Genomic DNA, 13,383 nt, shown 5'->3' with positions numbered 1-13,383 from the left:
CCCTTACCCCACCTGGTTGCGCAAGGGCTCCCCCCGCAGATAGCGGCCCAGGTTGTCCAGGGCGATGGCGGCAATGCGGCGGGCGGTGTCGGGCAGGTGGTCGCCGCCGGCGGCGTGGGGGGTGATCAGGGCCCGGGGCTGGCGCCAGAGGGGGTGCTCCGGCGGCAGGGGCTCCGGATCGGTCACGTCCAGTCCGGCCCCCCACAGGCGGCCGGACTCCAGCACCTCCGCCAGGGCGGCGCAGTCCACCACGCTCCCCCGGCCGCCGTTGAGGAGGATGGCGTCCTCCTTCAGGCGCAGCAGCCGCTCCCGGCCGAACAGGCCCGCCGTCTCCGGCGACTGGGGCAGGGTCAGGGCCACCACGTCGGCCCGGGGCAGCAGCTCGTCCAGCTCGGAGAAGCCGTACATGCGCTGGATGCCGTCGGCGGGGCGGGCGGGATCCCGGCGCACGCCGGCGGTATGAGCCCCCAGGGCCAGGCACAGCCGGGCGAAGGAGGCGCCCAGATCCCCGGTGCCCACCACCAGCACCTGGGCGTCCAGCAGGGTGCGGGCTCGGCCCAGATCCTGCCACCGGGCCTGCATCTGCTGATCCCGGTACTGGGGCAGGCGCTTCATGAGGGCGAGCAGCATGGCAAACAGGTGCTCCGACACCGAGTGGCCGTAGGCCCCGGTGGAGCAGGTCAGCAGAACCCCCTCCGGCAGGACGCCGGGGGCGGTGTAGGCGTCCACCCCGGCGCTGCGGGTGTGGAGCCAGCGCAGGCCCGCCGCCCCCTTCAGGGCGGCGGGGGGCGGGTTGCCCAGGATCACCTCGGCCCCGGCGTAGTCGGCGGCGTCCAGATCTCCGGCGGCGGCGAAGCGCTGGGAGACGCCGGGGGCGGCGGCCAGGAAGGCCTCCCTCTCCGCCGGCGTGAGGCTGAGCAGGTTGAGAATCTTGTCCATGGTTCGGTTCGCTCCTTTCAGGGGTATGGTACCACCCTTTGGGGCGGGGGGCAACTTCGGAAAACTGAACCTCGACGGGGGATCCATAAGCGGGAATATGAGAAAGCCCGCCATGGATCAGTTCTTTTAAGCCTTTCTTCAGTTTATCCAATTTGATTTCTGTTCCATCCCGTGGTACAATGCTTTCACAATCCATTGCAGATGCGTTCCCTTTGCAAAGGAAGCTTTCGGAGCCGCTCACTGCCAACAGCCATCCGAGGCCATCCATTTGAAACAAAAAGGAGTGCATTGCTATGTCCAATACCCCGAAGGTTGCCGCCATGGAGGTCTTTCCCGTGGCGGGCAAGGATTGCATGGAACTGAACCTCTCCGGCGCCCACGCCCCCTATTTCACCCGCAACGTGGTGGTGCTCACCGACGACCGGGGCAACACCGGCATCGGCGAGGTGCCCGGCGGCCAGAAGATCACCAAGGCGCTGGAGGATGTGAAGCACCTGGTGGAGGGCACCAGCGTGGCCGACTACAAGATGACCCTGCGCAGGATCAACGAGTGGCTCTCCGCCAACATCAAGGACGACGTGCGGGGACAGCAGACCTTCGACCTGCGCACCGGCGTCCACGTGGTCACCGCCGTGGAGACCCCCCTGCTGGATCTGCTGGGCCAGTACCTGGAGGTGCCCATGGCCGCCCTGCTGGGCGACGGCATCCAGCGGGAGCGGGTGCGCTTCCTGAGCTACCTGTTCTACGTGGGCGACCGGAAGAAGACCGACCTGCCCTACTACTCCGAGCCGGACTCCGACTGCGCCTGGTACCGCCTGCGCCACGAGGAGGCCCTCACCCCCGACGCCATCGTGGCGCTGGCCAAGGCCACCTACGACAAGTACGGCTTTGAGGACTTCAAGCTCAAGGGCGGCGTGCTGGAGGGCAAGGAGGAGCTGAAGGCCGTCCAGGCCCTGAAGGAGGCCTTCCCCAAGGCCCGCATCACCCTGGATCCCAACGGCGGCTGGCTGCTGAAGGACGCGCTGGCCCTGGCGCCCGAGCTGAAGAAGGTGCTGGCCTACTGCGAGGATCCCTGCGGCGCCGAGGGCGGCTTCTCCGGCCGGGAGATTATGGCCGAGTTCCGCCAGGAGAGCGGCATGCCCACCGCCACCAACATGATCGACACCGACTGGCGGCAGATGCGCCACTGCATCGCCCTGCACAGCGTGGACATCCCCCTGGCCGACCCCCACTTCTGGACGATGGCCGGCTCCGTCCGGGTGGGCCAGATGTGCAACGACTTCGGCCTGATGTGGGGCTGCCACTCCAACAACCACTTCGACATCTCCCTGGCCATGATGACCCAGTGCGCCGCCGCCGTGCCCGGCAAACTCAACGGCATCGACACCCACTGGATCTGGCAGGAGGGGCTGGAGCGCCTCACCAAGGCGCCCCTGCAGATCGTGGACGGCTGCATCGACCTGCCGGAGCGGCCCGGCCTGGGCGTGGAGCTGGATCGGGAGCAGCTGATGAAGGCCCACCAGCTCTATCTGGACAACTGCCTGGGCGGCCGGGACGACGCCGTGGGCATGCAGTATCTCATCCCCGGCTGGAAGTTCGACCCCAAGCGGCCCTGCCTGGTGCGCTGAGGGTCAACGGCAGAGTTTAGACGGCGGCGCCGCCCGGGATTTCCCAGGCGGCGCCGCTTTTTTGACAACCCGGGCCGCGCGGCGGCCGGAAGGAGGCACCTCATGGCAAAATTCGGACTGCTCCTCCCTCGGATGGAGATGGTGGAGCCCGCCGGGCGCATCGCCCGGGAGCTGGGGATGGACGTGGTGCTCAACCAGTCCACCAGCACCGAGCAGGTGCTGGAGGTGGCCGCCGAGGCCCGGCGGCTGGGGGCGGACATTCTGGTGGCCCGGGGGCGGCAGGCCTCCATCCTGCGGGCCCACACCGACTTCCCCCTGGTGGAGATCCAGCTCACCGGCCTGGAGATCGCCCGGCTCCTCCACCGGGCCCGCCGCCTGGCCCCCCAGGGGGCCCGGCCCCGCATCGGCGTGGTGACCATCCCCAACATGGTGGGCAGCATCCAGGGGTTTGAGGATATCCTGGACATCGAGCTGCGCACCTACTTCGTGGAGGGCAACGAGGAGATGGAGCGGGGGGCCCAGCAGGCTATCGCCGACGGGATGGACGTGATTCTGGGGGGCGACTTCGTCAACGCCTACTGCCGCCGGCTGGGCAAGCGCACCCTGTTCTTCGAGGGCACCGAGGACTCCCTGCGCACCAGCCTGCTCCACGCCCGCAGCGTGGGGCTCATCACCGACACCGAGCGGCGCAACACCGCCCACCTCCAGGCCCTGCTGGACTACTCCTTCAACGGGATCCTGGAGCTGGATCCCGACGGGGTGGTGGTGCGGAGCAACGACGTGGCCTGCAAGATCCTGGAGCTGGAACGGGACAAGCTGGAGGGCCAGCCCCTGGCCTCCCTCATGCCCCGGGAGGACGCCGAGCTGTGGCTGGACGCCCTGACCCAGCGGCGGGAGCTCTACGCCTCGGTGCTCAACGTGGCGGGGGTGTACGTGGTGGCCAACGCCGCGCCGGTGGCGGATCTGGACGCGGTGGAGGGGATGGTCTTCTCCTTCTATGAGATGCAGCAGATGGAGCGGCAGGGCGAGCGGGCCCTGCGGGAGCGGTACCGCCTCCAGCGCTATCTGGCCCACGGCCGCTTCGAGGACGTGAGCCACACCAGCCGGGAGATGTCCCGGCTGGTCAAGCTGGCCCGCTCCTTTGCCGAGACCGGGCAGCCCATCCTCCTCTGGGGGGAGGTGGGCAGCGGCAAGTCCCTCTTCGCCCAGAGCATCCACAACACCAGCCCCTGTGCCCGGGGGCCCTTTGTCACCTTCGACTGCGCCGCCCGGGAGGCGGATCAGCGGGCCCTCCTGGCCCAGGCGGGCAGGGCGGCGGACGGCGGCACCCTCTACCTGGACAACCTGGAGCATCTGACCCAGGGGGGCCAGCGGGTGCTGTGCCGCCTGCTGCGGGAGGGGGTAGTCCACCTCCCCGAGGAGGCGGCCCCCACCCCGTCCGCCGTGCGGGTGATCGCCTCCACCACCGGGGATCTGGCCCGGCTGGTGGAGGAGGGCGCCTTCCAGGCGGAGCTGTACTACCTGCTCATCCCCCTGCGGCTGGCCCTGCCGCCCCTGCGCACCCGGCCGGAGGATCTCAACCAGGCCATCGACATGTGCCTGGACGACTGCGTGGTGAAGTTCAAGCGCTACGTGGTGCTCACCAAGGAGGCCCGCAAGCGGCTCAACGACTACTCCTGGCCGGGCAATTACATCCAGCTGCGGGCCTTCCTGGAGCGGATGGTGCTCACCGCCCCCTCCCGGACGGTGAACGCCAGCTATGTGATGGGCCTGCTCCAGGAGCTCTACCCCGTCTCCACCGCCCGCAGCGAGGGGGCCCAGACCCAGGAGCTGCCGGACTCCGAGGGGGCCCGCCTGGCGGAGGTTCTCTCCCGCAACGGGGGAAACCGCGCCGCCGCGGCCGCCGAGCTGGGCATCAGCAAGACCACCCTGTGGCGGCGGATGAAGCAGTACGGCGTCAAGGATCACTACGGCACGTGAATGAAAAAGGCGCGCCGCCCGTATGGGCGGCGCGCCTTGCTCAGCGTGTCGAAAAAGTCTCGCAGAGTTCGCGCCCGCAGGCGCGCCTTTGCGTGTCTGCCTTATTTCGCCAGGGTGTCGGAGAGCCTGAGGATCCCGTCCAGCTCAGGCAGGAAGTCCACCCGGGCCACCGCGTCGGTGGGGGCGATGCGGCTGGACACCTTCTGCCCCAGAATCCGGTTGGTGACGAACACGTGGAGCCGGTCTCCCTGGACGCACACGGCCAGGGGGCGGTCGGTGCCCTCGGCCAGCTTGCGCAGGGCGGCCAGGAACTCGTGCCCCGGCACGTCGGGGGTGCCCTCCGGCCGGAGGGCGTACCAGGTGCCGTCCTCCATCCAGTCCGGGCCGAAGCCCACCACCCGCTTCAGGCCGGACTCCCGGCGGAACCAGACGTCCCGGGAGGGCTTCATCATCACCCGCTCCTGGATGAGCCGCCAGTCCAGGCCGGTGTCCCGGCCCAGCTCCACCGTCACCCAGGTGCCCACCACGAACTCGTGGTGGGTTTTTCCGTCCATGGGGAAGGCGTTGGTAAAGCCCGCGTCCCCCAGGCGCACCGGCCGGTTCCGCCAGCGGCCGGCGCCCCCCTCCTTGATCAGGACGGAGCCCTTGGCCTCGCTGGCGGCCACCAGCCTGGCCCGGCGCAGCTCCTCCTCGGCCAGGGTGGGCTCCGCCGTGTGACGGGGCTCCTCCAGCCGGCGGGCCAGGGTGTACTGCCCGCAGGCGTGGATGAAGGCGCGCTGATAGGCCCTGCCGGCGGGGCGCACCACCACCAGGTGGTAGATCAGGCTGGCCGCCACCAGGACAAGGGTAATCCGCCTGTCCACAAAGAAAAAGATCAGCGCCAGCACCGCCGCGGCCAGGTAGGCCAGATAGAGCAGCCGCAGCCGCCGGTATTGACGGCGCAGGCCGTCCACCAGTTCCAGGTTTTCCGCTTTCATCGCCAGACGCTCCTTTTATGATACGAATTGAAATACTGCGGGGCCCGGCCGTCGGGCCGCCAGATTCAGTGTATCAGAGTTCTCCGCCGGAGACAAGGGATTGTGCGCCAAACCGGAGCCCGGTGCGGATTGTATGTTTTAACCAAAAAATATTTCTGATTTTATTGCAGACTATCAAAAACAACGGGAAGATCCCAGGATTTTACAAAAAATGGAGAAATAATGATTTCACGAATGAAACGATTTCCGGGGTAATTTGAAAAATCCCGTTCAATTTGATGAACTGGCGACAGACTTTACAATTTTTTCACCGCGATTCAAGGCTATTTGCGAATAGAAATCCGGCCTTCCATCCTGCTATGATATGCACGGTAGTGAAGCGGTTCCCAGTTCAGCAACTCATTTCAGCAACCCAAAACCCATGCAAGCAGCGACAAATTTGAGAGAATGAAAGGAAGGAATGAACAATGAAGTTCAAAAAACTGATTGCTCTGCTCCTGTCCGCCTCCATGGCGGTTGGCCTGCTGGCCGGCTGCGGCGGCACCGGCGGCACCAGCAGCACCCCCAGCGGCAGCGAGACCGGCTCCGGCACCGAGGAGAGCAGCGCCCCCGCTGACAACGCCTCCGGCGAGAGCAGCCTGAAGGGCAAGCGCGTGCGCGTGGTCATCGGCTCCACCTCCACCGGCGGCGACTCCTACATGATCGCCGACATGGTGACCCGCTATCTGGGCGAGGAGATGGGCTTCAACGGCAAGGTGGACGCCATCGGCAACGCCCAGGCTCTGGACACCATCTCCAAGGCCAAGGGCGACGGCACCACCATCATGATGTTCCACGACATGGCCTACCTGAGCGTCCTGTTCGGCGCCGTGGGTGAGCAGTACTCCCTGGACAACCTGACCGTCGGCCCCCGCATCGGCATCAACCCCGGCGGCTGCTTCGTGGCCCCCGCCGACGCCCCCTACAACAACCTGAGCGAGGCCGCCCAGTGGCTGGCTGACAACCCGGACGCCACCATCACCGTGAACATCGAGTCCGGCTCCGCCTCCCACCTGGACTTCGTGGTGTGGTACATGTGGGTGCAGGAGCAGTACGGCGACGAGGTCGCCTCCCGCGTCCGCGCCCTGGTGGGCGGCACCACCGACGAGAAGAAGCAGCGCCTGTGGGACGGCAACGCCGACATCATCTACGCCGACTACTCCTCCTGCGTGGAGTTCACCAAGGAGGGCGTGGACGCCCAGCTGGCCATGAAGCTCTTCGACACCTGCGGCGATCTGGAGGGCTCCGGCGTCATCTCCATGGAGGAGGACGGCATCACCTTCAACGGCGAGCCCTTCGTGTTCGACAAGGACTTCTTCATGCTCTTCCCCCAGGATATGGACGAGGGCATCCTGAACGAGATCACCGCCGCCATGCAGAAGGTCTCCGAGAACCCCGAGTTCCAGGCTGAGATGGCCAACCTGCTGTACAGCAACGTCACCGCCGAGGACGCCGATCTGGAGGCCTCCCGCGCCTTCATCGAGAACAAGGCCGCCATCGCCCAGGAGATCATCGACGTGGCCCCCACCCTGGACGAGCTGACCTGATCCTCGCCCTTTCCACCGCACCTGTATGGAATCGGGCGCCCCGCCGGGGCACGGCCGGAGTCTGGCCCTTCGGCGGGGCGCCCTCCCATTCCTGATGAAAGAGAGGTAACGAGATGCGTATCAACGTAGAGTACTCGACCCAGCACTGGATCTTCCCCATCATCACCATCGGCGTGCTGGTCATCCTGGGCGTGCTGCTCATCGCCCTGGAGGGCCGGGCCCGGGTGAAGGCGGGCGGCAGCTTCTTCGCCAAGCCCGGCCGCTTCTTCGCCGAGAACTATGACAAGTTCAAGTTCTGGGGCTGCATCGTGCTGATGATCGTCTATTTCTTCTTCCTGGACAAACTGGGCTTCACCTTCTGGTCTATGATCTGCCTGTATCTGTTCAACACCCTGTTTGCCAACAAGGCCCAGCTGAAGAGCGCCAAGTACCATGTGATCAGCGTGATCATCTCTGTGGTGGCCTGCCTGCTCATCAGCATCGTGTTCGGCACCCTGTTCGCAATCACCCTGCCCTCCGGACTCTTCACCATCGAGATTCCGTCCCTGGGCTTCATCCTGTACTGAGAAAGGCTGGTGAACGTTTATGCCATTCGCTTTTGGCCCTGAATATCTGGCCGTGGCGCTGTTCGGCGTCGTCATCGGCATCATCTTCGGCGCAATCCCCGGCATGACGGCCACCATGGCCGTGGCCGTGTTCCTCCCCCTGACCTACGCCTACTCCATGGAGATGGCCCTCTACCTGCTGCTGGGCCTCTACGTGGGCGGCATCTCCGGCGGCCTGGTTCCCGCCATTCTCATCAACATCCCCGGCACCCCCTCGTCGGTGTGCACCACCTTTGACGGACACCCAATGGCCCTGAAGGGACAGGGCGAGCGGGCCCTGAAGGTCGGCATCACCTCCTCCTTCATCGGCGGCATGATCTCCCTGGTGGTGCTGGCCCTGTTCACCCCCGTGCTGGCCGCCTGGGCCATCAAGTTCTCCGCCGTGGAGAAGTTCCTCATCATCCTCTTCGCCCTCACCGTCATCGCCGCCCTGTCCCGGGGCCAGATGCTCCGCGGCATCTGGATCGGCATGCTGGGCGTGCTCATCGCCATGATGAACCAGTTCTCCGTGAACAACATGTACCGCATGGTGCCCAAGTTCCTGGAGAGCCAGATGCAGAGCGGCTTCCAGCTCTTCCCCGTGCTCATCGGCCTGTTCGCCGTCTCCGAGATGCTGGAGCAGTGCGAGACGGGCATGCACGCCTCCTACAGCAAGGAGGACACTCTGGAGATCAAGAACGAGGTCAAGTTCAACTTCTTCCGGGACTTCAAGGGCCAGGTGATCAACGTCATCCGCTCCGCCCTGCTGGGCACCTTCATGGGCATCCTCCCCGGCGTGGGCGGCTCCGCGGCCTCCCTCATCGCCTACTCCCAGGCCAAGAGCTGGTCCAAGCACCCCGAGCTGCTGGGCACCGGCGTGCCCGAGGGCCTGATCGCCTCCGAGACCTCCAACAACGGCCTGACCGGCGGCGCCCTGGTGCCCCTGCTGAGCCTGGGCATCCCCGGCGACTCCACCACCGCCGTGCTCATCGGCGCCTTCATGCTCCAGGGCATCCAGGTGGGCCCCCTGTTCATCACCAACAACCCGGAGATCTGGAACACCATCCTGGTGGCCCTGCTGTGCTGCAACATCCTGATGTACCTGGTCATGTTCTTCCCGGTGAAGCTGCTGGCCAAGATCATCCTGATCCCCCAGGAGCGGCTCTACCCCGTGGTGCTGATGATGTGCACCGTGGGCGCCTACGCCACCCTCAACGGCCGCATGTTCGACGTATGGTGCCTGCTGGTCTTCGGCATCGTGGGCCTGCTCATCAAGAAGTTCCACTTCCCCGTGTCCTGCTTCCTCATCGGCTTCATCCTGGGCGGCGATCTGGAGGACTACTTCATCCAGGTGCTCACCACCTACAACGGCTATCTCACCGGCCTGTTCGTGCGCCCCATGGCCTGGGTCATCTGGGCGCTGATCATCCTGTCCGTCGTGTACGCCGTGCTGGACAACCGCAAGGCCAAGCGTCAGGCCGCGGAAGAGGCCGCCGCCAAAAAGTAAGAGAGGGGGTCGCGCTGTGAGCGCACCGCTGTACATCAAGGTCAAGGACGAGGACAACGTGGCCATCGCCGTGGAGGACATCGCCGCGGGCACCCAGGTGATGCCCGGCGTGATCACCCGGCAGGACATCCCCCAGGCCCACAAGATCGCCCTGACCGACATCCCCAAGGGGGGAGAGATCATCCGCTACGGGGTGGTTCTGGGCTACGCCAAGGATCCCATCCCCGTGGGGGCCTGGATCAACGAGCACATGCTGGATCTGCCCCAGTCCCCCGGCCTGGACGACATGCCCTACGGCACCAACATCGTCCCCCCGGAGAAGCTGCCCGACCCGCCCCGCACCACCTGGCTGGGCTACCGCAATGAGCACGGCCCCGCCGGCACCCGCAACCTGCTGGGCATCGTCACCACCGTCCAGTGCGCCGCCGGCGTGGTCAACGTGGCGGTGGAGCGCATCAAGCGCGAGCTGCTGCCCAAGTACCCCAACGTGGACGGCGTGGTGGCGGTGAACCACCCCTACGGCTGCGGCGTGGCCATCAAGGCCCGGGAGGCCCACATCCCCATCCGGGCGGTGACCAACCTCATCCGCCACCCCAACTTCGGCGGGGAGCTGATGGTGGTGGGCCTGGGCTGTGAAAAGCTCACCTACGACATGGTGCTGCCCCCCGAGGACATCACCCCCGAGAACACCCTCACCCTCCAGGACTACCCCGGCCACGACGCCATGATGGACGCCCTGATGGCCATGGCGGAGAAGAAGCTGGAGAAGCTCAACCGGCGCCGCCGGGAGGAGCTGCCCCTCAGCGAGCTGCTCATCGGCATGCAGTGCGGCGGCAGCGACGCCTTCTCCGGCCTCACCGCCAACCCCAGCGCCGGCTACGCCGCCGACATGCTGGTGAAGGGCGGCGCCACCGTGCTGTTCAGCGAGGTCACCGAGGTGCGGGACGGCGTCCACCTGCTGGCCGCCCGCTGCCGCGACGCGGCCGCCCGCGACAAGCTGGCCGCCGAGATGAAGTGGTACGACGACTACCTGGACGCCGGCGGGGTGGATCGGGACGCCAACCCCACCCCCGGCAACAAGAAGGGCGGCCTGGCCAACATCGTGGAGAAGGCCATGGGCTCCATCGCCAAGTCGGGCACCGCCCCCATCGAGGAGGTGCTCTCCCCCGCGGAGAAGCCCCACAAGCACGGCCTGATCTACGCCGCCACCCCCGCCAGCGACATCGTCTGCGGCCCCTCCCAGCTGGCCAGCGGCATCGGCCTGCAGGTCTTCATGACCGGCCGGGGCACCCCCTACGGCCTGGCCGCCGCGCCGGTGATCAAGGTCTGCTCCCGCAATGAGATGAAGGAGCACTGGTTCGACCTCATCGACGTGAACGCCGGCCCCATCGCCACCGGGGAGAAGACCATCGCCGACGTGGGCACCGAGCTGTTCCACCTGATCCTGGACGTGGCCAGCGGCATCAAGCAGCCCTACTCCGACCAGTACGGGTTCCACAACGACCTGTGCATCTTCAACCCCGCGCCCATCACTTAAATACGGAAAGGTTTGTTTCGCATGGAAATCAGACAGGGGGGCGTGGTCTCGCGCCTGCTGGCCGACGTGGCCATTCCCCGCATGTTCCGGGCGGAACAGGTATTTCCCCGGGAGCATATCGCACCCGGGGAAATACCCTCTGTGGTGGAGCGTGAGCTCTCCAGAGAGCCCTTCCGCTCCAAAATCCGGCCCGGCATGACCGTGGCCGTCACCGCCGGCAGCCGGGGCATCGCCAACGTGGACATCATCACCCGGGCCGTGGTGGACTTCGTCAAGGCCCGGGGGGCCGTCCCCTTCATCGTGCCCGCCATGGGCAGCCACGGCGGCGCCACCGCCCAGGGCCAGCTGGACATCCTGGCCGGCTACGGCATCACCCCCGACACCATGGGCTGCGAGATCCGCAGCAGCATGGAGGTGGTGGAGCTGGGCGTCTCCGGCACCGGCATGCCGGTGTACCTGGACAAAAACGCCTGCAGCGCCGACGGCATCATCCTGTCCTGCCGCCTCAAGCCCCACAACGCCTTCCGGGGCCCCTACGAGAGCGGCCCCTGCAAGATGATGACCGTGGGCCTGGGCAAGCAGAGGGGGGCCGAGCGGGTTCACGCCGCCGGCATGGACAAGATCGGCGAGAACATCCCCTCCATGGCCAAAGTGGTGCTGGAAAAGGCCCCCATCCTCTTCGCCATCCCCTGCATCGAGAACGCCTACGACCAGACCTGGCGCATCGAGGCCATCGACAGGGACGACATCCTGACCCGGGAGCCCGAGCTGCTGAAGGAGGCATTCGCCCGCATGCCCTCCCTGCTGGTGGGCGAGGGCGACGTGCTGGTGGTGGACGAGACGGGGAAAAACTACTCCGGCACCGGGGTGGATCCCAACATCACCGGCACCTTTTCCACCCCCTACGCCCACGGCGGCGTGAAAGTCCAGCGCACCTGCTTCCTGGATCTCAGCGCCGCCAGCCACGGCAACGCCCTGGGGGTGGGCCTGGCCAACGTGATCACCAAGCGGTTTTTTGACAAGATCGACCCGGAGATGATGTATCCCAACTGCATCACCTCCACCGTCCTCACCTCCGCCCGCATCCCCTGTGTGGTGGCCACCGACAAGGAGGCCGTCCAGATGTGCATCCGCACCTGCAACGGCATCGACCCCGCCCGGGTTCGGGTGATCCGCATCCCCAACAGCCTGCACATCGGCCGCATCATGCTCAGCGAGGCCTACTATCGGGACGTGCTGGCCGGGAAATGGCCGGGCCTCATCGCCCGGTCAGAGCCGGAGGAGCTCTCCTTCGACCCGTCCGGGGCCCTGACCACCCCCATCGAGGCGTAGGCATGGACAGCTTTTTCAAAATGGCGGACGTGCAGACGGTGCTGTTCATCTACATGGCGGTGGGCTTCGGGTGCCGCAAGGCAGGCATCTTCAACGACGCGGCCCGGGATAAGCTCACCGACTTCGTGGTGTTCGTCACCCTGCCCTGCATGATCTTCGAGTCCTTCCACATGGCCTTCAGCCTGGAGACCCTGAAGCAGGGGGCCGCGTCGGTGGCCATCGCCCTGGTCATGGCCTGCGTGGCCCTGCTGCTGGGCAAGGTGCTCTACAACCGCTTCCCCTATGAGGAGAAGAGCATCCTCCAGTACGGCACCCTGGTGAGCAACTCCGGCTTCGCCGGGCTGCCGGTGGTCAGCGGGGCCTACGGGGACCAGGGGCTCTTCCTGGGCTCCCTGTTCATCATCCCCACCCGCATCCTCATGTGGAGCGCCGGCATCTCCCTGTTCACCCAGGCCGACCCCAAGAACGCCTTCAAGAAGGTCATGACCAACCCGGGCATCATCGCCGTGGAGATCGGCCTGGTGCGGATGTTCCTCCAGCTCCCCCTGCCCCACTTTGTGGACACGGCGGTGGACAACCTGGGGGCCTGCACCTCCCCGGTGGCCATGGCCCTGGTGGGGGCCATCCTGGCGGACGTGCCCCTGAAGACGGTGATCGACCCCCGGGGCTTCTATCTGGTGGCGGTGCGGCAGCTGCTGCTACCCGGCCTGTGCCTGGCCGGCCTGACCCTGCTGCGGGTGGACCCCCTGACCACCGGGGTGGCCGTGGCCCTCACCGGCATGCCCATCGGCTCCACCACCGCCATCCTGGCCCAGAAGTATGGGGCCAACGCCCAGTTCGCGTCCAAGTGCGTGTTTCTCTCCACCCTTACCAGCCTGGTCACCGTCCCCATACTCACCCTGTTCCTGTAAAAACGCGAAAGGAGGAACGCCTATGCAGCAGTCCTACGACGTGGTCGTCATCGGCGGCGGCGTGGTGGGCAGCGCCATTGCCCGGGAGCTGTCCCGGTACAAGCTGCGCATCGCCGTGCTGGAAAAGGAGAGCGACGTGTGCACCCAGACCAGCGGCCGCAACACCGGCATGCTCCACGCCGGGTTCCTCTACAAGACCGGCTCCCTCAAGGCCATCTGCGCCGTGGAGGGCAACCAGGAGTTCGACGCCGTGGCCCAGGAGCTGGACGTGCCCTTTAAGCGCACCGGCAAGCTCATCGTGGGCTTCACCGACGAGCACCGGCAGCGGCTGGAGCACTTCATGGCCCGGGGCGAGGCCAACGGCGTGAAGGGCCTGGAGCTCATCGACCGCAAGCGGATGGA

11 protein-coding genes are annotated in these 13,383 nt (G+C 66.4%); 9 read left to right on the top strand and 2 right to left on the bottom strand.

From position 1 onward, the window contains the following. Positions 1-3: 3 nt before the first annotated feature. The gene (locus tag QZ378_RS04800) at positions 4-939 is read right to left on the bottom strand and encodes a D-2-hydroxyacid dehydrogenase (protein ID WP_291257486.1); all 936 of its coding nucleotides are present in this window, start codon (positions 937-939) and stop codon (positions 4-6) included. A gap of 293 nt (positions 940-1,232) precedes the next feature. On the opposite strand from QZ378_RS04800, the gene QZ378_RS04795 reads away from it, so the two are divergent. Continuing rightward, the gene (locus QZ378_RS04795; protein ID WP_191529578.1) at positions 1,233-2,567 is read left to right on the top strand and encodes an enolase C-terminal domain-like protein; all 1,335 of its coding nucleotides are present in this window, start codon (positions 1,233-1,235) and stop codon (positions 2,565-2,567) included. 102 nt (positions 2,568-2,669) lie between these two features. Further along, on the top strand, positions 2,670-4,547 hold the full coding sequence (locus QZ378_RS04790; RefSeq protein WP_191380358.1) for a PrpR N-terminal domain-containing protein: 1,878 nt from the start codon (positions 2,670-2,672) through the stop codon (positions 4,545-4,547). A gap of 101 nt (positions 4,548-4,648) precedes the next feature. On the opposite strand, the gene QZ378_RS04785 is transcribed toward QZ378_RS04790, so the two are convergent. Next, positions 4,649-5,524, bottom strand: a complete 876-nt coding sequence (locus QZ378_RS04785; protein ID WP_291257485.1) for a hypothetical protein — start codon at positions 5,522-5,524, stop codon at positions 4,649-4,651. 467 nt (positions 5,525-5,991) lie between these two features. On the opposite strand from QZ378_RS04785, the gene QZ378_RS04780 reads away from it, so the two are divergent. From QZ378_RS04780 to QZ378_RS04750, 7 genes are all read left to right on the top strand, one after another. Beyond that, positions 5,992-7,110, top strand: a complete 1,119-nt coding sequence (locus tag QZ378_RS04780) for a hypothetical protein (RefSeq protein ID WP_191529575.1) — start codon at positions 5,992-5,994, stop codon at positions 7,108-7,110. 113 nt (positions 7,111-7,223) lie between these two features. Continuing rightward, positions 7,224-7,676 carry a tripartite tricarboxylate transporter TctB family protein gene (locus tag QZ378_RS04775; protein WP_087239895.1) on the top strand — a complete coding sequence of 151 codons (453 nt, stop codon included), beginning with the start codon at positions 7,224-7,226 and terminating at the stop codon, positions 7,674-7,676. Positions 7,677-7,695: 19 nt separating this feature from the next. Further along, positions 7,696-9,201: a tripartite tricarboxylate transporter permease gene (locus QZ378_RS04770; protein ID WP_291257484.1), complete on the top strand. Its 1,506-nt coding sequence runs from the start codon at positions 7,696-7,698 to the stop codon at positions 9,199-9,201. A gap of 16 nt (positions 9,202-9,217) precedes the next feature. After that, positions 9,218-10,738, top strand: a complete 1,521-nt coding sequence (garD, locus tag QZ378_RS04765; protein ID WP_291257483.1) for a galactarate dehydratase — start codon at positions 9,218-9,220, stop codon at positions 10,736-10,738. A 21-nt stretch (positions 10,739-10,759) separates the two neighbouring features. Then, positions 10,760-12,070 (top strand): lactate racemase domain-containing protein, encoded by a 1,311-nt coding sequence (locus QZ378_RS04760; RefSeq protein WP_291257482.1) that lies wholly within the window; start codon positions 10,760-10,762, stop codon positions 12,068-12,070. A gap of 2 nt (positions 12,071-12,072) precedes the next feature. Further along, positions 12,073-12,981: an AEC family transporter gene (locus QZ378_RS04755; protein WP_291257481.1), complete on the top strand. Its 909-nt coding sequence runs from the start codon at positions 12,073-12,075 to the stop codon at positions 12,979-12,981. A gap of 22 nt (positions 12,982-13,003) precedes the next feature. Then, a partial coding sequence (locus QZ378_RS04750; RefSeq protein WP_291257480.1) for an FAD-dependent oxidoreductase occupies positions 13,004-13,383 on the top strand: 380 nt, incomplete at its 3' end.

The sequence above is a fragment of the Flavonifractor sp. genome (genome assembly GCF_019422385.1).
In the GTDB taxonomy this organism is placed as follows: domain Bacteria; phylum Bacillota; class Clostridia; order Oscillospirales; family Oscillospiraceae; genus Flavonifractor; species Flavonifractor avistercoris.
Note: the sequence above shows the minus strand (reverse complement) of the source record. Positions and strands in the feature narration are given on the sequence as shown.